At 59.0% G+C, this 19,384-nt stretch carries 19 protein-coding genes and 1 tRNA gene; 10 read left to right on the top strand and 10 right to left on the bottom strand.

Going from position 1 to position 19,384, the window contains the following annotated elements; all coding sequences use genetic code 11:
• Positions 1 to 192 precede the first annotated feature (192 nt).
• Positions 193 to 264, bottom strand: a tRNA-Arg gene (locus WBG04_RS00415).
• A 56-nt stretch (positions 265 to 320) separates the two neighbouring features.
• Between WBG04_RS00415 and WBG04_RS00410 the strand changes: the two genes are divergently transcribed.
• Genes WBG04_RS00410 through WBG04_RS00400 form a run of 3 tightly spaced genes read left to right on the top strand, consistent with a single transcriptional unit; the run spans position 321 to position 3,732 of the window.
• Positions 321 to 1,706 (top strand): lysophospholipid acyltransferase family protein, encoded by a 1,386-nt coding sequence (locus WBG04_RS00410; protein WP_424312353.1) that lies wholly within the window; start codon positions 321 to 323, stop codon positions 1,704 to 1,706.
• Positions 1,703 to 2,632 carry a mitochondrial fission ELM1 family protein gene (locus WBG04_RS00405; protein WP_424312352.1) on the top strand — a complete coding sequence of 310 codons (930 nt, stop codon included), beginning with the start codon at positions 1,703 to 1,705 and terminating at the stop codon, positions 2,630 to 2,632. The genes WBG04_RS00410 and WBG04_RS00405 overlap by 4 nt, the downstream gene beginning before the upstream one ends.
• Positions 2,629 to 3,732: a glycosyltransferase family 4 protein gene (locus WBG04_RS00400; RefSeq protein WP_424312351.1), complete on the top strand. Its 1,104-nt coding sequence runs from the start codon at positions 2,629 to 2,631 to the stop codon at positions 3,730 to 3,732. Before WBG04_RS00405 ends, WBG04_RS00400 begins: the two co-directional genes overlap by 4 nt.
• Here WBG04_RS00400 and WBG04_RS00395 read toward each other — a convergent pair.
• From WBG04_RS00395 to WBG04_RS00385, 3 genes are read right to left on the bottom strand one after another with little or no spacing between them, the layout of a single operon-like run.
• Positions 3,705 to 4,214: an AAA family ATPase gene (locus WBG04_RS00395; RefSeq protein ID WP_424312349.1), complete on the bottom strand. Its 510-nt coding sequence runs from the start codon at positions 4,212 to 4,214 to the stop codon at positions 3,705 to 3,707. The two genes, WBG04_RS00400 and WBG04_RS00395, sit on opposite strands and share 28 nt — an antisense overlap.
• A 2-nt stretch (positions 4,215 to 4,216) precedes the next feature.
• On the bottom strand, positions 4,217 to 6,403 hold the full coding sequence (locus WBG04_RS00390; RefSeq protein ID WP_424312348.1) for an HAD family hydrolase: 2,187 nt from the start codon (positions 6,401 to 6,403) through the stop codon (positions 4,217 to 4,219).
• Positions 6,400 to 7,167, bottom strand: coding sequence for an HAD-IIB family hydrolase (locus WBG04_RS00385; protein WP_424312347.1), 768 nt, complete (start codon positions 7,165 to 7,167; stop codon positions 6,400 to 6,402). The genes WBG04_RS00390 and WBG04_RS00385 overlap by 4 nt, the downstream gene beginning before the upstream one ends.
• 86 nt (positions 7,168 to 7,253) lie before the next feature.
• On the opposite strand from WBG04_RS00385, the gene trhA reads away from it, so the two are divergent.
• Both trhA and mutM read left to right on the top strand, forming a co-directional pair.
• Positions 7,254 to 7,913: a PAQR family membrane homeostasis protein TrhA gene (gene trhA, locus WBG04_RS00380; protein ID WP_424312346.1), complete on the top strand. Its 660-nt coding sequence runs from the start codon at positions 7,254 to 7,256 to the stop codon at positions 7,911 to 7,913.
• A gap of 2 nt (positions 7,914 to 7,915) precedes the next feature.
• Positions 7,916 to 8,734, top strand: a complete 819-nt coding sequence (mutM, locus tag WBG04_RS00375) for a bifunctional DNA-formamidopyrimidine glycosylase/DNA-(apurinic or apyrimidinic site) lyase (RefSeq protein WP_424312345.1) — start codon at positions 7,916 to 7,918, stop codon at positions 8,732 to 8,734.
• A 12-nt stretch (positions 8,735 to 8,746) separates the two neighbouring features.
• Here the strand turns inward: mutM and WBG04_RS00370 are convergent, their stop codons facing one another.
• Positions 8,747 to 9,361 (bottom strand): RDD family protein, encoded by a 615-nt coding sequence (locus tag WBG04_RS00370; protein WP_424312344.1) that lies wholly within the window; start codon positions 9,359 to 9,361, stop codon positions 8,747 to 8,749.
• A gap of 139 nt (positions 9,362 to 9,500) precedes the next feature.
• Between WBG04_RS00370 and rplI the strand changes: the two genes are divergently transcribed.
• From rplI to WBG04_RS00350, 4 genes are all read left to right on the top strand, one after another.
• Entirely contained in the window at positions 9,501 to 9,971 is a 471-nt protein-coding gene (rplI, locus tag WBG04_RS00365) for a 50S ribosomal protein L9 (RefSeq protein ID WP_424312343.1), read from the top strand.
• 241 nt (positions 9,972 to 10,212) lie between these two features.
• Entirely contained in the window at positions 10,213 to 11,610 is a 1,398-nt protein-coding gene (gene dnaB / locus WBG04_RS00360; RefSeq protein ID WP_424312342.1) for a replicative DNA helicase, read from the top strand.
• Positions 11,611 to 11,765: 155 nt separating this feature from the next.
• Positions 11,766 to 12,095, top strand: a complete 330-nt coding sequence (locus WBG04_RS00355) for a hypothetical protein (protein WP_424312341.1) — start codon at positions 11,766 to 11,768, stop codon at positions 12,093 to 12,095.
• 61 nt (positions 12,096 to 12,156) lie between these two features.
• Positions 12,157 to 12,762 (top strand): LON peptidase substrate-binding domain-containing protein, encoded by a 606-nt coding sequence (locus tag WBG04_RS00350; RefSeq protein WP_424312340.1) that lies wholly within the window; start codon positions 12,157 to 12,159, stop codon positions 12,760 to 12,762.
• A gap of 96 nt (positions 12,763 to 12,858) precedes the next feature.
• Here WBG04_RS00350 and WBG04_RS00345 read toward each other — a convergent pair whose 3' ends face one another.
• The gene (locus WBG04_RS00345) at positions 12,859 to 13,179 is read right to left on the bottom strand and encodes a bactofilin family protein (RefSeq protein ID WP_424312339.1); all 321 of its coding nucleotides are present in this window, start codon (positions 13,177 to 13,179) and stop codon (positions 12,859 to 12,861) included.
• 132 nt (positions 13,180 to 13,311) lie between these two features.
• Here WBG04_RS00345 and WBG04_RS00340 point away from each other — a divergent pair, with 132 nt between their 5' ends.
• Positions 13,312 to 13,950: an FHA domain-containing protein gene (locus WBG04_RS00340; protein ID WP_424312338.1), complete on the top strand. Its 639-nt coding sequence runs from the start codon at positions 13,312 to 13,314 to the stop codon at positions 13,948 to 13,950.
• Positions 13,951 to 14,051: 101 nt separating this feature from the next.
• On the opposite strand, the gene cysK is transcribed toward WBG04_RS00340, so the two are convergent.
• From cysK to WBG04_RS00320, 4 genes are read right to left on the bottom strand one after another with little or no spacing between them, the layout of a single operon-like run.
• Positions 14,052 to 15,011 carry a cysteine synthase A gene (gene cysK / locus WBG04_RS00335; RefSeq protein ID WP_424312337.1) on the bottom strand — a complete coding sequence of 320 codons (960 nt, stop codon included), beginning with the start codon at positions 15,009 to 15,011 and terminating at the stop codon, positions 14,052 to 14,054.
• A gap of 20 nt (positions 15,012 to 15,031) precedes the next feature.
• The gene (locus tag WBG04_RS00330) at positions 15,032 to 15,751 is read right to left on the bottom strand and encodes a phosphoadenylyl-sulfate reductase (protein WP_424312336.1); all 720 of its coding nucleotides are present in this window, start codon (positions 15,749 to 15,751) and stop codon (positions 15,032 to 15,034) included.
• A gap of 23 nt (positions 15,752 to 15,774) precedes the next feature.
• Positions 15,775 to 17,541, bottom strand: coding sequence for an NADPH-dependent assimilatory sulfite reductase hemoprotein subunit (locus tag WBG04_RS00325; RefSeq protein ID WP_424312335.1), 1,767 nt, complete (start codon positions 17,539 to 17,541; stop codon positions 15,775 to 15,777).
• The gene (locus WBG04_RS00320; RefSeq protein ID WP_424312334.1) at positions 17,531 to 19,300 is read right to left on the bottom strand and encodes a diflavin oxidoreductase; all 1,770 of its coding nucleotides are present in this window, start codon (positions 19,298 to 19,300) and stop codon (positions 17,531 to 17,533) included. The genes WBG04_RS00325 and WBG04_RS00320 overlap by 11 nt, the downstream gene beginning before the upstream one ends.
• Between the last annotated feature and the right edge of the window lie 84 nt (positions 19,301 to 19,384).

The following is a 19,384-nucleotide window of genomic DNA, read 5'->3' as shown; positions in this document are numbered from 1 at the left end:
GCTACGGTCGCTGGCGCTCCCTGCGCCTCCTCTCCGCCCGGGCCATCGGAAGCCCTCGCCAACCCCACCAGAACCACGCCAAAAACAAGCCAAGTCCGGGTGTCATGAAATCCGGCGCAACGACCTTACCTCCCCGGTGTCATCTTTCTATGGCGCAACACGCGGCCACAAGCCTCCGGTCAGGATAGAAAGTGATCCCGGCAGGAATCGAACCTGCATCTAAGGTTTAGGAAACCCTTGTTCTATCCGTTGAACTACGGGACCGACGCGCGGAGGCTAGTCTGGATCTTCCCGGTCAGGCAAGCCCAAGGCTTGCGGTGATGGACGCCACCGTCAAACATCGCGAACGCATGGCCGAACCCAAGACCGAACCCCCGACCCTGCTCCACCGTCTGGAGTATGCCGCTTTCCGGTCGATCGAGGCGATCGTGGGCATGCTGCCGATGGATTCCTGCGCCGTCCTCGGTCGCCACGCGGGCCGGGCCTTCCAGGCGGTCAGCCCGCGCTACCGCCACCTGATCCGCCGAAATCTCCGCATCGCCACAGCGGAAAATCCCCTCTCACCCCAAGCGCTCGATCGCCTGATCGACGAAACCTTTCGCCGCGTCGGTGCCAACTTCCTAAGCAGCCTGAAAAGCGCGACGATGACATCCGAGCAGCTCGCGGAACACATCGAGACGACAAACTGCGATCTGCTTTCCCGAGAAGAAGCAGGAAACGGCCTGGTCGTGATCATGTCGCACATGGGCAACTGGGAAATCATGGCCAAACTCAGCGGTCTCCATGCCGGAGTCAGCCGTTTCGGGACCGTCTACCGTCCTCTGGGAAATCCCCTGATGAACCAGCTGACCAACGAGCGTCGCGCCGCCGATGGCTGCCAGCTATTCAGTCGGCACGAGGGTTTTCATGCGCCGATCGCGTTGCTTCGCTCCCCCGGCCCGATGGGCGTGCTTGCCGACCAGCGTCCGGGTGCTCAGGGCGTGGTGATGCCTTTTTTCGGCAAGCTCACTTCCTGCACGCCCCTTCCTGATCTCATGGCGCGCCGTGCCAAAGCCGATGTCTGCACACTGACCATCTCGACCATCGATCTCGGTCGCTGGCATGCCGAAATGCACTTGTTAGGAAGATCGCCCGGCGTGACCGGGATCGTCACGGCCCTTGAAACCGCCATGCGGGTCAGCCTTGCCGACGTCTTCTGGTTCCACGACCGCTGGCGCACCGACCGCACCCGACCTCTGAGTTTCTATACCAAGTTCGATCCTGAAATCGCCAAGCAGGCCACCGTGCCGATGCGTGTTCTTCTAACACTCCACGACGACAGTCAGGAGGATGCGGACGTTCTGATCTCGGCCTTGTTCGACGAACGCCCGGATCTGCGGATCGACTGGCTGACCTCGCTGCCCGGCGACCACCCCGACTCCCGGGTGGTGAAGCACGAATGGGATCACTCCGCTCCGGAAGAACATGCTGATGGCGCGCTTGATCGGATTGATGCCTCCCATCCGGCACCACTCGATGCTGCCCTGCTTTTCGGCGGCACGGAAGTCCTCGCCAAGGCGGCCAAACGTGCCAATCTACGGTCGATCATCGGCTGCAAGGTCCACGGCAGGCCATGGACACGCTCGTTTGATTATCCGACCCATCCGGACGGCTGGAAGGAGATTGCCGCGGAACTCGCCGCCGTCCCCAAACCCAAAAAAGCATGAACGAAACCCTTCAGATTCTGCTTTTGAGCGACGGAAAGCCCGGTCACGAGAACCAGTCCCGCGGGCTCGCTGAAGCCTTGGGACGCCTCACCAAAACCGAAGTAACCATTCTTCCAGTCAAGAAACGCCATCTGCTCGCGAGCCTGTTCTCCTCGGGCGAGCTCCATGATGAAATCCCACGTCCGGAGCTGATCATCGGAGCGGGCCATGCCGTCCATGGGCGGATGCTCGCCATCGCCCGCCGAAACGACATTCCCAGCGTGGTGCTGATGAAGCCGACTCTCCCGAGCAACCTTTTCGACCTCTGCCTGATCCCTCGCCACGATCTCAAGGGGAGAAAACCCCGGGTCAACATGATCGCGACCCGCGGTGCGCTCAACCGCGTCCCTTCCCCTGACGAAAGACCACGGAATGGCGGACTGATTCTCGTTGGTGGCCCCTCGGGATCCTACGGCTGGGACAGTAGAGCCATCTCCACCGCGATCCGCATCATCGTCAAGGCCTGTGGCGAAAGACCTTGGCGTGTGACCAACTCGCGCCGGACACCTGAAGGAGAACTCGAGTCCTTGGCAAAGAACTGCCCGGCCCTGATCACTCACCCCCATGCCAGCACCGGTCGGGACTGGCTCCCCGAGAGACTGGCGGAAGCAGCCGAAGTCTGGGTCACCGAAGACAGCGTCTCGATGATCTACGAGGCCCTTAGTAGTGGCGCACGGGTGGGCCTCCTCCCGGTTCCGCGGCTCAAGCCTGACGGCCGGGTCGCCAGAGGGATCGATGAACTCATCGCCGACCGCTACCTGACGCCCTTCGACCATTGGGAGCCGTCGAACCCGCTGCCCGAGCCACCGGAAGTCCTCCGTGAGTCCGAACGCTGTGCGGTCGAGGTTCTCAAACGCTTTTTCCCTTCACTCCTCCCCAATCCATGAAGGTTCTTCAGGTTCTTCCAGAGCTGAATTCCGGCGGGGTCGAACGTGGCACCCTCGAACTGGGTGCCCACCTCATCAGGCAGGGCCACGAATCGCTGGTCCTTTCGGGCGGCGGTCGACTCGTCTCCGAGCTGGAGTCCGATGGCAGCCGCCACATCACCCTGCCGGTCGGAAAAAAGAGCCTCAGCACCCTCTTCCTTGCCAGGCAGGTCCGGGCGCTCCTGGAGAGCGAAAGACCTGACATCCTCCACCTTCGTTCCCGGGTCCCCGCGTGGTTGCTCTGGCTCGTTTGGAGAAAACTCTCACCCTCCTCCCGGCCCCGACTCGTCACCACGGTCCACGGGTTCTACTCAGTGAGCCGCTGGTCACAAATCATGTGCCGCGGCGAACGGGTGATCTGCGTCTCGGAAAGCATTCGCGACTATGTTCGCAGTAATTACCCGACCACTCCGGACGAGCGTCTCCGGGTCGTTCCTCGCGGCGTCGATCCAGCTGCCTACCCTTATGGGTTTCAACCTGATTCCGACTGGCGCTCGCAATTCGAATCTGAGTTTCCAACCACGATCGGCAAACGCCTGATCACCCTGCCGGGTCGGATCACGCGGTTGAAAGGACATGGCGATTTCATCAAAATCTTCAACCAGCTTAAAGATGACCCCTCGCTCCACGGTCTGATCGTCGGCGGCGCTCATCCGCGCAAAAAGGACTACGAGTCCGAGATTCATCAGGCGGTCCGAGAAGCCGGACTCAGCGAACGCATCACCTTCACCGGGAACCGCTCCGACCTTCGGGAGATTCTCGCGGTTTCAACATTGGTGCTCTCGCTGACCCGGCAACCCGAGTCTTTCGGCCGGACCACGCTCGAAGCCCTGAGCTTGGGAATCCCCGTCGCCGGTTACGCCCTCGGCGGCGTCATGGAACAGCTGGAACTCCTTTATCCCAAAGGCCTCCTGCCCCCCCTCGACCCCGATGCATCCTTGCCGATCATCCGCGAGCTGCTCGCTGCGCCTGCTGCCGTCACGCGGGAGAACCCCTTCACGCTCCAGCGAATGCTCGAAGGCACACTCGAGGTCTACGATGAGCTGGTGTCGACGAAGTGATGGCGCCAGACCGGCGCCTCCTCGCGGCAGGTCTCGCAATACGCTTCCCAGTCCACGAGCTTCGGTAGGTCACGGGGTTTCCCCCGTTTCATCATTCTCAGTCGCCGCTGCCCGGGCCGGCACCAGACGAAGTGCAGCTCCGGCATCACGCCCAGCCTCGCCTCAAGCATCTCCGGCCAGGCGTACATCCCGCCTTCATTGGTAAAGGGCCCGGCAAGCACGACGGGAACCACTTCCAAGTTACTACGAGCAACATCGTACATGGTTTCGTAGACCACTTCTCGATAGGCCTGCTTGTATGCCGGTGAATCGCGGTCGTCCGGATTCATTTTGGCAAGCTGGAGTCCGGCACGAACCAGCCGTTCCGCCACTTCGTCGCTATCGATCAAACAAGCCCCCAACTCCGCAGCGATCCGGCGGGCATAGTGGGTTTTTCCTGACGCGGGCGGGCCGCAGACCACGTGGCAGGCCTTCATTTCCATCGTCAGGCCTGAAGCTCGCTTTCTGGCACAGCTTCGTCATCGCTCGTATCCGCTTCCTCCGGAAGTGGCGGCGGTGATCCTTCCAGAATCCCATAGAAGTCCAGCCCTTCGAAGAAACCGGCGAGTCCCGATTCGTTGCACTTGTAAAGCCGTGGTCGGGAGCGAAGACGCCGCAGCGTGGCATCCCCATCCTTGGCGATCGCACTCAGGTTCCGACCCCTCACCATGGAAATATCGTTGCCGTAGGTCCCAAAACAGTAGATCCGCGCCGGATCAATGCCCCATTTGTGCTCAAGATAGCGCAGCGCCACATCTTTTCCCGAGCGCACGGGCACGACATCGACAAAGCAATCGGCAGTCACCATCACTTTCGCCGCGACCCCCTGCTCGCGCAGATTCCCGAGAATCGGCTTTGGCATCGGCTTTCCCTCACCTTTCCAAAAGTAGGAAACCTTGAGGGGATGCTGGCGGTCTTCAGGTTGGAGTTCGAGATTCTCTGCGTCTTCCAGCGCCTTGACGACAGCCTCGCGGTCCCAGCGAATCCGAACCTGCTTGTCCCAGACCTCATCCTTTACCCCGGTCTTGCCATAGCGAATCGCCGCTCCCAGCCCACTGATCACAAAGGCCGGCTTCGGCATGTCGAGCCTTTCGATGACCTCACGCGTGTCGGCGTAGGAAAGGCCTGTCGCAATCCCCAGCCCGATCTCGTTCGAGCGGAAAAGAGTCCGCCAGCGATCGACCAATTCGTCAGACTCTTCCTCGAGAGCGGGTGGCAAATCCATCACCACCCAGTGCTCTGCTTTTGCCAGCAGCTGGCGCGAGCCTTCTTCGTCCGGCCTGCCTTCTTTCGGAAGAATCCGTTCGAGTTCCTCGAGGTACCTTCCGACATGAGCGTCCCAGCTGTAGTGCTCACGAACTTTCACCCCGCCCACCTTTGATAGTTTCTCCTGCCGCTTTGGATCGGAAAGAATGCTCTCAATCGCCTTGCCGATCTGGTCTTGATCCAAGGCGTTGACGAGTTCTCCATTCTCACAGTTCGCTAGAATATCACGCGGGCCGCCGTCATTCGTCGCCACAAGAGGAAGCCCAGCCGCCGCCGCTTCGAGCAGGGTCAGCCCGAAGGGTTCGGTAAACGCCGGATTGACGAACACGCCCTTGCGCTCGGATGCCCAGCGATAAAAGCCGGCAACCTCAGGCGCTGCATGCTTTTTGGGAATCGCACAAACACCGTAGAGATCGAGATCGTCAATCGCCTTGAGGAGTTCATTCCAAACCTTCCGACCACCGGGTGGAAGTTGGGCAAGCTTGTCGCGATTGCCGCCGATCACCACCAGATTGGCATGTTCCCGAAGCCATTCATTGCCACCGAATGCCTTCACCAGACCGACCAGATTCTTGCGTTCATCCGCCCGCGCAATGGCCAGAACCGCTGGTTTCGAAGGATCAGTTAGAAAGCGATCCACCTTCTCCGCCACGCCACGGATCACGTCCGGATCACCTTCGCCATCGAAGCGGGTCAGATCGACCCCCGGAGGAATCACGCGCATCCGTTCAGCAGCATACTGATCATAGAGCGAATACTGTTCGTCGACTTCCTGCTGAGTGCTCGTGCAAACCATCGAAGCCGCGTCCAGACTCATTTCCTCTGCCTCGATCCGGGCATCAAGGTTATAGCGGCGCTCCGCATCAGCGGAATCGATTCCACCCTCCTGGAGTCTCTGCCGCTTCACTCGACCCAACGAATGTCCTGTGAAAGCAAAGGGGCAGCCAAGCACGGCGGCCACCTGCCGACCCACATAACCGGCATCGCCGTAGTGAGCATGGATCAGATCGGGCACGCGCCGTTCGCGACGAAGCCATGCCAGCGTGCCGTCGACGAAAGCGTCCAGATGTCGCCACAGCACTTCCTTGCGCAGGTAACGCCGCGGACCGGCTTCGATCCGCCGAATGTCCGCTCCGTTTCCAAGATCTTCCTCGGCGGCGGCATAGTCGTCCGAGACCCTGCTGTCAAAAACCCGGCGGGTCACCAGACTCACTCGTCCGACTCTTTCGTCGCGCGCGAGCGCCTTGACGAGTTCCAGCACATAAAGGCACTGCCCTCCGGTGTCCGGATCGCGACCAAGCTCAAGGTTTTCGCCGCGGATCAAACCGTGAATCGAGAAATGGAGAATATCGATCTTATCTCTCATGAGTCTGAAATGTGGGGTTCTTCAATCACATCAAGAAGCCGCAAACCTTCAAGAACACCGGCCGCACATATTCTTTTGGAATGATGGGCATCCGTCCCTGCGATGGCCTCTAGCAATTCCGCTTCAGCATTCCCCACGGCGATTCCCCGGACTCCCGGCACCAGGAACATCGACGAGTCATTGCCCGTGTCGCCACAGACCACCACTTCATCCAGTCCGATGCCCAAACGTTCACAAATCCAGCGCAAGGCATTGCCCTTGTTGGCGGTCATCGGAAGTAGGTCCAGATCCCTGGCCGACGAATAAATCACCTGCGCCTCTAGCCCAGCATTCGCCAGCGACGACTTCAGACGCTCAAGGTCCGCGGCCGACGCCTCTTGCCAGAACCAGCTGCTTTTCCACTCATGCTGCTGCTCGTCCGCCTGAGGCGTGATGCCTTCGAATCCACTCACGATCTCATGCACCCGGGCCCGTTCCCAGTTTTGATCGAGCACCTGAGAATACTCCGTCAAAACCTCACCGCTCGCCACCTCCTCGACCATCGTCCCCACACCACCGACGAAATAGTCCGGCATCGGCAAACCTCCCTCGCGAATGACCCGTTTGGCGTCTTCCAGTAATCGACCTGTGTTATACATCAGGACCGGTCGCTCCGAGCCCATGCCGTCCCAGATTTTCCTGAACTCCACCACTGAATCAGGCTCTCCAAGAACCGTCCCATCAATGTCAGAGCAAACCAGTCTGACCTTTTTCCCTCTCCGCATGGAGCGATGCTAGCACTGATCATCTCGACCTCAAGGAAAGCATCCCGGCGTGGACAGAAGGAGCCTGCCCTTCTAAGTTTCCGCCCGTGGCCGCCGTCCCCTTCCGCCCTCGCTCCCCGCTCTGCGACAGCAGAAATGAGGAATATGCCAGTCAGGTGACCCATGCCATCGGATCCATCTTTTCGGTCATCGCACTGGTTCTGATGATCTCTGCCTCCGGATCGGATCCCTTGCGCATTGTCGCTTCCTCTGTTTTCGGCACGACCCTGATCCTGCTCTACACCTCCTCGACCATCTACCACAGCGTTTCAACCCCCCGCCTCCGCTCATTCTTCCAAATCCTCGATCACGCCTGCATCTACCTTCTCATCGCCGGCACCTACACCCCGGTCACGCTGATCACCCTTCGTGGGCCGTGGGGATGGTCGCTCTTCACCGCTGTCTGGATGCTTGCGATTCTCGGCGTCGTTTTGAAATCGGTGATGAAGGAAAACCGCGAAGCCTGGTGGTCGACTGCGCTCTACGTGGTGATGGGTTGGTTGGCGGTCATTGCCATCGTGCCCTTGATCCGAAATCTACCGGGTCCCGGCCTCGCCTGGTTGGTCGCCGGAGGACTTTGCTACACCCTAGGTGTGATCTTCTTCGCCTGGCGCACCCTCCCTTTCAATCACGCCATCTGGCACCTGTTCGTGATCGCCGGCAGCGTCTGTCATGTGATCGCCACCATCTACTACATCCTCCCCTAGGCATGCCCGAACTTCCAGAAGTCGAAACCACCCTTCGCGGCATCGCCCCCCATCTCATCGGAACAGGCATCCGTGAAGTCATCGTCCGCAATCGCCAGCTTCGCCATCCCGTTTCGGAAACTCTGGATCAGATCGAAGGGGACCGATTCACTGATGTTAGACGACGTGCCAAGTATCTCATCATCACCCTCGAACAAAAGGGCTCGCTGATCGTCCACCTCGGCATGTCGGGCAGCCTCCGTCTCGCCGACCCACTGAGCGACCTCAGAAAACACGATCACATCATCCTCGATCTCACCAACGGACAGCAGCTGCGCTTTCACGATCCCCGTCGCTTCGGCATCTACCTGCACCTTCCGAACGAAGACCCCTTCGAGCACACGCTGCTCTCAAAACTCGGACCCGAACCCCTTTCCGTCGACTTCACCGCCAGCCATCTCAAGCAAGCCTGCGCCAGCCGATCCACGCCGATCAAGCAGGTCATCATGGACAACAAGGTGGTCGTCGGTGTCGGCAACATCTACGCCAGCGAATCCCTGTTCCGCGCAGGGATTCGCCCGACGACCGCCGCCCGAAGACTCTCCCGCCCCAAGCTGGAACGCCTGACGCAATCGATCCGCGAAGTCCTCCACGAATCCATCGAGCAAGGCGGCACCACGCTTCGGGACTTCGTCAACTCCGACGGACAACCCGGCTACTTTCGCCAGCGCCTCTTCGTTTACGACCGCAGTGGCGAGCCTTGTCGAAACTGCGAATCGACGATCAAGCAAAAGGTCATGGGCCAACGCTCCACCTACTGGTGCCCCGGCTGCCAGAAATAGACTACCTCATCTTCACTCAGCAGCCTCCTCTTCAGGCCGCCAAACGACCACCTTGGTTTTCGCAAAGTCATCCCCCAGGCGCAGCCCCTTCTCCGGTTTGTTGTCGCGGGTGAAGAGCACGATCGCCTCGATCAACGGACCAAAGAACGGAATGATCATCGGCAGGTTTCGAATGACCGCCGTTGGCCAGTCTTTGATCATCGTGGTCCCATCGCGCTTCTCGACTTTGAGCTTCATCGCGGTCTTGCCGATGCTCTGGCCCTTGAGAAACGGCAGCGAATCGCGGGTCACCCAGTAGCCGAACTGAAACACCCACGCCAAATTCTCCAAAAACGCCGGAAGCAGCTTCCATGCAATCAAGTAGAGTCCCATCGCGACCAAGCCATCAATCAAGGCCGCAATCAGCCGGGTATTCAGTGGAGCCATGGCCCCGTGAACGAGTTCGTCGTCTCCTTGATCCTCATCCTTCACGATCGGCTTCTCCTGAAGGACCGGCGGCCCGGAATTTCCCGCAGCCGGCGGCATCGACGGCGCCGGGTCGGGCTTGTGCAGACTCGGTGGGGGCGGAGTGGCCGCTGGCTTGCTCAGACTCGGCGGTGGCGGATTCTTCTTTTCTTCGTCTCCCATGGCTCAGGCTCAAGAGCTAGCAGACTCTAAATGCCGGTCGAGCCAGATCCTACGTTCGTTCAGCCTTTCCTGCATTTTCCTTGACTCATCCTGCCCGCCTGCCTACCTCCCCGCCCCCAAGCAACGCTCAAAGTACGCCATGGCCAACGCTCAAGTCATTCTCCGTCAAAAAATCGAAGGTCTCGGTGCCGAGTCCGACGTCGTCAAAGTCCGTGCAGGATATGCACGCAACTACCTCGTCCCCACCGGCAAGGCCTATGAGGCCACCAAAGGCAATCTCCGCCACATCGAAAACCTCAAAGCTGCCCGCGCCCGTCGCGAAGCCGAGGAACTCGAAGGCGCCCAAGCCATCGCCACCAAAATTTCCAAGCTCCGTCCGAAGTTCGTTCTCGAGCTCGGCCAGGGCGGCAAAGCATTCGGTTCGGTAACCTCGATCGACATTCACAAGGAACTCGAAGCGGCTGGTATCATCATCGATCGCCACGCCATCGAGCTCGACAAGCCGATCAAGAAGTCCGGCAAAAACGACGTGACCATCCGCGTCCATCCCGATGTCACCACCACCATGACGATCAACGTCGAGGCCACCGGTGACGAAGGCGCCGAGTAAGCTTATTCACATCCTTTTCCCAAGCGGGCGGGTTCTTCGGAACCCGCCCGTTTTGTTTCCCGCCTGTCGCTGCCCCGGCCCGGGGCAGGCCGTGTTCGCGGCGTCCCGCCACGACGTCCCCCCTGAAGAGGGTTATTCACAGAAGTTCGCAGCTCGCCACCATTGACCGAATTTCATCGGTCGGACAACTTCGCCCCCTCTGATGGCTACCGACGTTCAATCCAAGAAACCCTTCGACAATATGTCCCTTCAATCCGGCGCCGACGACATGGCCGGTGACGTTTCCCGCTCTCTGCCCAATGCCCTCGGACCGGAGAAAAGCATCCTCTCCTCCATGCTCAAGGATCCCGAGCAATGGATCGGCCGCGCCCACGAGGAAGGCCTGACCCGCGATCACTTCTACCTGCCTGCCCACGGACTGCTCTACGAAACACTTTCGGATTTCAACTCGAAGGGGATCGAAATCGAGCTGGTGTCGCTGGTTTCGAAGCTCCACGACCGGGGCACGCTCGATCACCTCGGCGGCTCATCGGCGATCACCGACATCTACACCTACGCTCCGAACGCCGCCCATTTCATGACCCACCTCGGGATCGTGAAAGACAAGTATGTGCTGCGATCGATCATTCAGACCTGCACCGAATCGATCACCGAGGCCTACGACAATCCGGAAGAAACCCAGCAGCTCCTTGATCGCGTCGAACAGTCGGTCCTCGGCATCCGCCAGGGCAACGAATCGGCACGTGGCTTCGACATCAAGGAATCCGTCGGCGAGGTCATGACCCGCTTCCAAGAGATCCTCGCAGGCGAAATGGAGGTTCAGGGAGTGGCCACCGGCTATCCCGATCTCGACCGCATGAGCAAGGGCCTGAAACCCGGGGAAATGTTCGTCGTCGCCGCCAGACCCTCAATGGGTAAGACCTCGCTGATGATGAATCTGGTCGAACACATGTCGATCGATCAAGGCGTGCCATCGATGGTCTTCTCCTGCGAAATGACGGCCTTCCAGATCGTCCAGCGGCTGGTCTTTTCACGCGCCCGATTCGCAATGAGCCAGCTTGGGAAAGGCTTCAAGCCCAACAAGGAGTCGTTGATCAAACTCAAACGGGCTGCGCAGGAAGTGGCTTCGGCGAAGTTGTGGGTTGATGATACGGCAGGCATTCCAATCGAAACCCTGCGGGCCAAGGCCCGCCGTCGAAAACGCGAAGACAACATCGGCCTGATTGCCATCGACTACCTCCAGCTACTCAAATCCAATTCCAAGCAGGCGGCAAATTCCCGGGAGCGGGAAATCGGTGAGATCTCCGCCGGCATCAAGGCCCTCGCCAAGGAGCTGAGCATTCCGATTATCGTCCTCGCCCAGCTCAACCGCGGCCCGGAGGGACGGACCGGCAAATCACTAGGGGTTCCACGTATGTCGGACCTGCGGGAATCCGGAACCATCGAGCAGGACGCCGACATGATCGGGCTGCTCTACCGGACTGCCTACTACGCCGAGACCGAGGAAGAAAAGGAAGAGGAGGCCGGCAAGGCTGAGCTTGTGCTTGCGAAGAACCGGAACGGTGAAACCGGTCACGTCCCGCTGACCTTCATCGCTGAGCTCATGAGGTTCGAAACGAGAGCCCGGGATGATATCTGAATTTCTTTTATCAGAGCTTGTCATGTTATCTTTCGATTAAGCTTCGGTTTCTGAGACTTTCGCCTTTCCTTTCGATTGTTCCCGTTCGACAAGGAGTCCGGATGCATCGTTTTCATTCCAGCAGATCCGTCGCGAGACTTCGGCTTGGCAGCTTCATGTTCCTTCTTTTCACGCTAAGCGTCGTTCTGCTGATTCCCGCCATTCTGTGGGCCACGGTTCTCGATCATCGGGAAGACCTTTACTTGAGCGGCGTCTTTCTCGGCATCGCGATTCCCAGTGGCCTCATCTATCTGATGGTTGGATCAGGCATCCGCTGCCCGCTTTGTCACGGACCGCTCATCGCCAACCCGCGCTGCAGCCGGAACCGCAAGGCCTCGCGCCTTCTCGGGAGTTACCGGCTCGCCGTCACCTCACGCGTGCTTCTCTTTGGTCGCTTCCGGTGCCCTTGTTGCGGCGAACCTTGCATTTGCGATGCGCGAAGATAGCCGCAGCCAAGTCGCGAGGATTTGACGTTGCGTCCCCGATACTTCCAGACTCCCATAGGGCATGTCCTCGCTCCACATTCCGGAAGTCTGCGGTGCCATGCTTCTCCCGGACTGCACCCTTTTTCCCCACGGTGGCCTGCCCTTGCACATCTTCGAGCCCCGCTACCGGCAGATGCTCGAAGACACGCTGTCCGACTCGTGCTTCTTCGCCGTCGCTCGCCTGACTGGAGCGGAAACAAAGGAACCCGGCAAGTGCACCGCCCCCATTGGCACCGTCGGACTGGTCCGCGCCTCCCGGGAAATGGAAGACGGCAGTTCCAACCTGCTGCTGCATGGGGTGATCCGGGTCCGATTCACCGAGTGGATCGACGACGCCCCCTACCCGAAAGCTCGCATCTCTCCCTTGCCAGCCGTCTTCGAGCCTGAATCCCAGGCGGAGTCGGCCACCGAAGCCCTTCGCGAAGCGGCGGAGGCCGCCACACTGGAACTTCCCGAAGAGGTCCGACAAACCGTGCTCGACATGAGCCGGCAGATCGATGACCCCGCCATTCTTGCGGATGTGATTTGTCAGCAATTCCTGCATCAACCCGACGACCGTCAGCAGATGCTGGAGACCGAATCCGTCGCCGAGCGGATCGCCTGGATCTGTCGCGAGCTGGCTCCGTGATCGCTTGGGACCGTCAGCAGGGCCTTGCAGGAGGATAAAAAAAGGGCGACCCCGGCAGGGCCACCCTTTAAAATTGAAAATTGCCTGCGGCTGACTTCAGCCGCCGATTTCGGTTTTCCCCGAAAGTGACGCACCTTCTTCCATCGAAAGGTTCTTCGTCTTGATATCGCCCTCGAGACGGCTCTTGGCCTTCAGTTCGCAACGCTCCGAAGTGATCTTTCCTTCGACCTTGCCGAAGACCTTCACCTCACCGGCAGTCACGTCTCCCTTGATGAAGGCGTTCTCACCGATGGTCACACGACCTTTGTCAGAAATGATTTCCCCTTCGATCTTACCGTCGATGATCATGTCATTGGAGAAACGGATCGACCCGTTGATTTCAATCCCGCTTGCGAGGACGTTTGTAGCGCTGGCCATGGTGAGACAAATCCAGCAGAGCCGGGCCCGCTTGGCAATCGGGATTTATCGCGATCCGCCGCAATCGAGATTTTCCGTGCAGATCGCCTCGATTTTCCGCTAGAAATCTTCCGCAAACCCCGTTCTACCCACATGCCACGCGTCACCATTACCGTTCCGGACAAGAAGTCCCAACCCTACCGCTTTGCCCTTGATCGCAAGAGCGTCACTCTCGGCCGAGGCAGCGAAAACGACATCGTGATCGATTGCGGGTCCATTTCCGTCCGCCATGCGATCATGGAACGTGTCAAAGGGGGTTACCAACTCCGTGATCTCGGCTCGACCAACGGCACCAAACTCGACGGCAAGGTCAAAGACATCGTCGAGTTGTCCGATGGGGCACCGGTCAAAATCGGCGACGTGGCCTTCGATTTCACCCTCACTCCGGAAGAGCTCATCGAGCTCAACAAAGAAGGGCCTGCGGAGTCGCCAATCATCAAGGAGGAAGCTTCCGAAAGCCGCTCTGAGAAGCCCCGCAGGCAAGCGCCTGAACCGCGTCCTCATGTCGTCAGCGCCCCGCCGAGTGGAGGTGCAAGCTTTCTCATGACCATGGTCTTCCTCTTGCTGGCCGCATGTTCCTTCTTCGTCGGAATGGGGATTCGCTACTCGAAGGAAACCAATCGGCAATCATTCTTCCAGGATCTCAAGAATGGCGAAGTCCGGAGCGGCAAGGCCCCATCGGCAGATCCAAGCGATGTCGCGCTTCCAGAGATCGAAACTCCGGCGGAGTAATTCGAACTGGCACGACCTTCGCTCATTCCCCTCAAAAAAGCGCCCTGTCGAATGATCGACCGGGCGCTTGTGTTTCGAGAATGTTGAAGTGACGACGATTCTCAGATGTCCGCCACCGGCAGTTGCGCGACTTCTTCACGAACTTTCTCAGCAAGCAGCGTCGAGAGGTAGCGCTCGTTCGCCGAGCAGCCGATGGTGACAATCCGCTTGCCCTTGAATTCAGGACGCTTGGCCACTTGCATCGCAGCCCAAACGTTGGCTCCGGTCGAAATGCCAGCAGGCAGCCCTTCTTCCTGAGCCAGAGCCTGCGCGGTTGCAAAAGCATCCTCATTGGTGACTTGGATCGTCTCATCAATCACGTCGACATTGAGGTTTCCAGGAATGAATCCGGCACCGATCCCCTGAATCATGTGCGGACCCGGAGCGCCGCCGGAGATCACCGGACTGGCGGTCGGCTCGACGGCAAAGACCTTCAGATCGGTGCGCGACTTGAGGACCTCGCCGACACCCGTAATCGTGCCTCCCGTTCCAACACCCGCCACGAAGGCGGCGATCTCGCCATCGGTATCCTTCCAGATTTCCTCGGCAGTGGTTTCGCGATGGACCTGCGGATTGGCCGGATTATCGAACTGTCCCGGACCGAACGCACTCGGATCCTCTTCAAGCATCTTCTTCGCCATCGCAATCGCCCCGCCCATGCCTTTGGCACGCGGTGTCAGGACCAACTCCGCACCGAGCAAGCGCAGCAACACGCGACGCTCGATCGACATGCTCTCCGGCATCGTCAGGATGCAGCGGTATCCTTTCGCCCGAGCCACAAATGCCAGCGCGATCCCAGTATTACCGGAAGTCGGCTCGATGATCAGACCACCAGGCTTGAGCGAACCGTCCCTCTCAGCAGCCTCGATCATCGCCTTGCCGATGCGATCCTTGACGCTGAAGAGTGGATTGAAGAACTCGGCTTTCACGCAGATCTCGGCATCGAGACCAGCAGTCACCTTGTTGAGCTTGATGAGTGGAGTGTTGCCGACGGTGTCGACCATGGATTGTGCGATTGGCATGGGATTGTCGTAGTTGAATGTTAGATTTGGAAATCGGTGTTGCCCGAATCGAGGTGCAGGCCGCACTCGTATTTATCGCCATTGAAGCGGGTCGCTTCGGCGTCGAGACCATCGACTGCCGGCTTGGTGCTATGCCAGTCACCCATGGTCACGTAACCATGGTCCGCGAGCGGATGGCTCGGCAAGCCGCGATCGTGCATGTAGGCTGAAATCTGGGCATCCGCCCAGTCGAGGATCGGATAGACCTTGAGTGTCTTCTTCTGCTGCTCGGCGAGCGGCCGGTCAATTCGTGTGCTGGAATGACTTCGTCGCACGCCACTGATCCAGACGTCCGCCCCCAGCTGGCGCAGCGCCCGGTCCATCGGTTCGACCTTGGTGATCACCGAATACTTGTCCCCGCCTTCCTTCCCCTGCTCCCATAGTTTTCCATGAACCGCCTCCATCCGGGCCGCACTGAAGCGAGGATGAAAAATCCGCAGGTCGGTCCCTAGGCGTTCCGTCAACTGCTCGGCATAACGATAGGTTTCCGGAAAGAGAAATCCGGTATCAATGAACACCACCGGCACATCAGGCGCATGCTGCGCAATCAGATCGAGCATGACGGCCGACTGCAATCCGAAGCTCGTCGACGCCACGAGTCGGCCACCAAAATGCTCGCGCAGCAGGCGTAATCGATCGCCCGCATTGAGCCCGGCAAGCTCGATGCTGAGTGATTCAGCACTTTCAGTGGCAATGGACATGCTGTCTCGGTCTTTCAGACCCTTCAGTTGCTCAGGGCCTCCGCCTTGATGTTCTTGTGGAAGTCGCCGCCTTGCACAGTCGCTTCGACAAAGCCCGCACGAATCACGAAGTCACCGAAGTGCTCGCCCTCTTCGCGCTCCTTCGCGTAGCGCCCGATGATTGGAGCAAGCGTGCTGCGGATGTCCGCCGCATCGAGATCCTGGCGATAGAGCTTGCTGAGGCGCTGACCGGCATGTCCGCCACCGAGGTAGAGGTTGTAACGATTCGGGCCACGACCGACGAAGCCGATCTCAGAAATGAAAGGACGACCGCAGCCATTCGGGCAACCCGTCATGCGGATCGTGATCGCGTCGTGACGCAGACCCACCTTCTCAAGTTCCTCTTCAACATCCGTGATAACCTCCGGCAGATAGCGTTCGGCCTCCGCAAGCGCGAGACCACAAGTTGGAAGGGCGACGCAGGCAATCGATGAAAGACGCATCGCGCTGCGCTCATGGCTCTTTGCCATCCCATACTTTTCCAAGAGCGCTTCCACTTCCGCCCGCTTCTTCGACGAAATGTTGGCAATGATCAGGTTCTGGTTCGCGGTCAGACGGAAGTCGCCGTCGTGAATCTTCGCGATCTCCCGCAAACCTTCGCGCATCGGATAGCCAGGCGTATCGAGCACCCGCCCCCCTTCCACAAACAGGGTGTAGTGATAGTTCCCCTTCTCGTCCTCGACCCAACCGAAGCGGTCTCCATTGTCAGCGAACTCGTAGTCACGCACCGGACCCAGATCATAGCCGAGATACTCATTGAGCTTCGCCAGGATCCAATCGGGCCCGTAGTCATCCACGGTGTATTTGAAACGGGCGTGCTTGCGATCCGTGCGGCAGCCGAAGTCGCGTTGCACCATCACCACTTTTTCCGACACATCCACCACCTGCTCGGGTGTGCAGAATCCGATCACATCGGCGATGCGCGGATAGGTCTTCTCATCTCCATGCGTCGACCCCATGCCGCCGCCGACGGCGACGTTGTAACCCACCAGTTTGCCGTCTTCGACGATCGCGATGAACGACAGGCAGTTGGCGAAAATATCCACATCGTTGCTCGGAGGAACTGCGATGGTGATCTTGAACTTCCGGGGCAGGTAGGTCTTGCCGTAGATCGGCTCCTGCTCCTCCTCACTCGTCTCGATCTTTTCACCATCGAGCCAGATCTCATGATAAGCCCGGGTCGCCGGTGTCAGGTGAGTCGAAATATCCCGAGCCGCCTTGAGAACCTCATCGTGGACCGATGAGAGATAAGGATTCGGATTGCACATCACGTTGCGGTTCACATCACCGCAAGCCGCAATGGTATCCATCGCCGCCTCATTGATCTCCTTGATCGTCCGCTTGAGGTTGGTCTTGATGATCCCGTGGAACTGGAAGGCCTGACGTGTGGTCAGCTTGATCGTCCCATTCGCGAACTGATCCGCCATACGGTCAGTCTCGATCCACTGCTGCGGGGTCGCCACACCACCCGGAACCCGGATGCGGATCATGAAGGAGTAAGCCTTCTCCAACTTGTGTTTGCGCCGGTCCGCCCGCAAATCGCGGTCGTCCTGCTGGTAGCTGCCGTGGAACTTGATCAACTGCTGATCATCGTCCGACAGGGAACCGGTTGACAGGTCCGCCATGCCTTCCGCAATCGTTCCACGCAGATAGTTCGAACGGATCTTGATCCCTTCGTTGGCTGCTAGCTTTTCTTCGCTCATTTTCTCTAGGTTGCGATTTGAAATTTGGATTCGGGTTTCAATAAACATCGCGCTGATAGCGCTTCGCCTTCTTGAGGGCTTCGACATAAGCCTCGGCCTCTTCGTGAGTTTTGCCGCCTTGGGTTTCGACGATCGAAATCAGGGCCTCGTGAACGTCGTGGGCCATGCGTGAGGCATCGCCACAGACATAGAAATGGGCACCTTCTTCGAGCCAGGCGTAGAGCTCCTCTGCCTTCTCGATCATCCTATCCTGGACATAGACCTTCTCCGGCTGATCGCGGGAAAAGGCGACATCCAACTTGCTCAGGGCACCGCTCTTGAGATGATCCTGCCATTCAAGCTGATAGAGGAAGTCGTAGGTGTAATGCTGGTCCCCGAAGATCAACCACGACTTACCCCTGGCTTCCCTCTCCGCGCGCTCTTCAACAAAGGCACGGAAAGGCGCGACTCCAGTGCCTGGTCCGACCATGATGATCGCTGTCTCATCAGATTCAGGCAGACGGAAGTTCTTGTTAGGCTGGGTATAGACCAGCACCTTGCCACCCTGATTCACAAGGTCCGCCAGATAGGTCGATGCCACTCCCTTTTTCAAAGAACCATTCGCCTCATAGCGCACGGATGCCACGGTGAGATGCACTTCATCGGGATGCGCCAACGGGCTGGAAGCGATCGAGTAAAGACGCGGCGGCAGCTTTCTCAAAATCGATACCAACTGCTCGGCCGACACTCCATCCGGTGCGAAATCAACGAGAGCATCAGCCAACCAACGGCCCCAGAGATAATCCCGGAGTTCATCCTTGGCATCATCATTCAACAAGGACGCAAGTCGGTCCGATGAGGTGACAGCCTGAAGCTTCTTCAAGACCGCCTTGGAAATCGTGGTGATTTCGAGATCCTCACGCAGCACGTCCGCCAGCAACTTGGGTGAACCGCCCTTCAAGGTGACTTCCTCGGTTCCTTTCAGCCTGGCTGCCTTAAGCACGCCTTCGACCATGTCTGGAGCATTGAGAGCCACCACCGCGAGCGAGTCGCCCGGCACGTAGCTCAGACCCGAGCCCTCAAGCGAGAGTTCATAATGCCAGGTTTCCTTGGAACTGCCTTCACCGTTGAGCAGGACCTTTTCGAGCAACTCGGACGGAAACGGATTCTTCTTGCCGAACGCTTCGGTCACGACAGGGACGAAAGCATCGGCTACCAGGGCTTCAGACGTCGCCGGACCGAATGCTGTTAGTGCGGCCTCCATCCAAGTGGCGTGCGCCTCTTCGAAGTCGACATCGCAGTCCTGACGTGCAGCGACACGACTGCCCCCAAGCGCTTCAAGTCGACTGTCGAAGTCCTTGCCGATTTTGCAAAACTGCTCGTAGCTGGTGTCGCCCAGCGAGCAGACGGAAAAGCGCAGCTTCGGCAGCTCACGCGCGCCGTTCATCAGATCATTGTAGAATCCCACCGCCGTCTCCGGCGGATCCCCTTCTCCCCAAGTGCTCACAATCACCAACAGATTCTCCACCTTGGTCAGATCATCCGGCGAAAGATCCGCCATGTTCTTCATCGATGCCTTGAAGCCGCGCTTCTTGGCGGTCTTGGTCGTCAGCGCGGCAAGCTCCTCGGCATTTCCCGATTCAGTGCCATAGAGCACGGTCAGCGACAGCGAGGCCTTTGCGGCTCCGACCCCGGCTGGGGGGACTGCAGCAGACTCGGCGGACAAGAAACCCGCGAGCCAGAAGCGCTGTCCGGGAGTCAGTCCGGAAAGCAGCGAGTCGAGGCTGCGGCGTTGATCAGGGGTGAATGGGGCGTGCTCTGGAAGCATTTCCTTAGTGAGTTACCTAGGTTTGTAATGATTCGGCAAAAGAGTTCACCCGCAATGCCCTGCAAGCAAGCGAATATTTCAGGA

This window comes from Haloferula sp. (assembly GCF_049672945.1).
Lineage (GTDB): Bacteria > Verrucomicrobiota > Verrucomicrobiia > Verrucomicrobiales > Akkermansiaceae > Haloferula.
The sequence above is the reverse complement of the archived record's forward strand: the minus strand, read 5'-3'. Positions and strand labels throughout refer to the sequence as shown.

Bases quoted from the DNA above. Each gene is read 5' to 3' on its own strand.
- WBG04_RS00400 (WP_424312351.1), top strand. From the start codon at position 2,629: ATGAAGGTTCTTCAGGTTCTTCCAGAGCTGAATTCCGGCGGGGTCGAA.
- WBG04_RS00330 (WP_424312336.1), bottom strand. From the start codon at position 15,751: ATGTCCATTGCCACTGAAAGTGCTGAATCACTCAGCATCGAGCTTGCC.
- WBG04_RS00320 (WP_424312334.1), bottom strand. From the start codon at position 19,300: ATGCTTCCAGAGCACGCCCCATTCACCCCTGATCAACGCCGCAGCCTC.
- WBG04_RS00350 (WP_424312340.1), top strand. From the start codon at position 12,157: ATGTCCTCGCTCCACATTCCGGAAGTCTGCGGTGCCATGCTTCTCCCG.
- mutM (WP_424312345.1), top strand. From the start codon at position 7,916: ATGCCCGAACTTCCAGAAGTCGAAACCACCCTTCGCGGCATCGCCCCC.
- WBG04_RS00325 (WP_424312335.1), bottom strand. From the start codon at position 17,541: ATGTTTATTGAAACCCGAATCCAAATTTCAAATCGCAACCTAGAGAAA.
- WBG04_RS00390 (WP_424312348.1), bottom strand. From the start codon at position 6,403: ATGAGAGATAAGATCGATATTCTCCATTTCTCGATTCACGGTTTGATC.
- WBG04_RS00405 (WP_424312352.1), top strand. From the start codon at position 1,703: ATGAACGAAACCCTTCAGATTCTGCTTTTGAGCGACGGAAAGCCCGGT.
- WBG04_RS00340 (WP_424312338.1), top strand. From the start codon at position 13,312: ATGCCACGCGTCACCATTACCGTTCCGGACAAGAAGTCCCAACCCTAC.
- WBG04_RS00355 (WP_424312341.1), top strand. From the start codon at position 11,766: ATGTTCCTTCTTTTCACGCTAAGCGTCGTTCTGCTGATTCCCGCCATT.
- WBG04_RS00395 (WP_424312349.1), bottom strand. From the start codon at position 4,214: ATGGAAATGAAGGCCTGCCACGTGGTCTGCGGCCCGCCCGCGTCAGGA.
- dnaB (WP_424312342.1), top strand. From the start codon at position 10,213: ATGTCCCTTCAATCCGGCGCCGACGACATGGCCGGTGACGTTTCCCGC.
- WBG04_RS00385 (WP_424312347.1), bottom strand. From the start codon at position 7,167: ATGCGGAGAGGGAAAAAGGTCAGACTGGTTTGCTCTGACATTGATGGG.
- rplI (WP_424312343.1), top strand. From the start codon at position 9,501: ATGGCCAACGCTCAAGTCATTCTCCGTCAAAAAATCGAAGGTCTCGGT.
- WBG04_RS00345 (WP_424312339.1), bottom strand. From the start codon at position 13,179: ATGGCCAGCGCTACAAACGTCCTCGCAAGCGGGATTGAAATCAACGGG.
- cysK (WP_424312337.1), bottom strand. From the start codon at position 15,011: ATGCCAATCGCACAATCCATGGTCGACACCGTCGGCAACACTCCACTC.
- WBG04_RS00410 (WP_424312353.1), top strand. From the start codon at position 321: ATGGACGCCACCGTCAAACATCGCGAACGCATGGCCGAACCCAAGACC.
- WBG04_RS00370 (WP_424312344.1), bottom strand. From the start codon at position 9,361: ATGGGAGACGAAGAAAAGAAGAATCCGCCACCGCCGAGTCTGAGCAAG.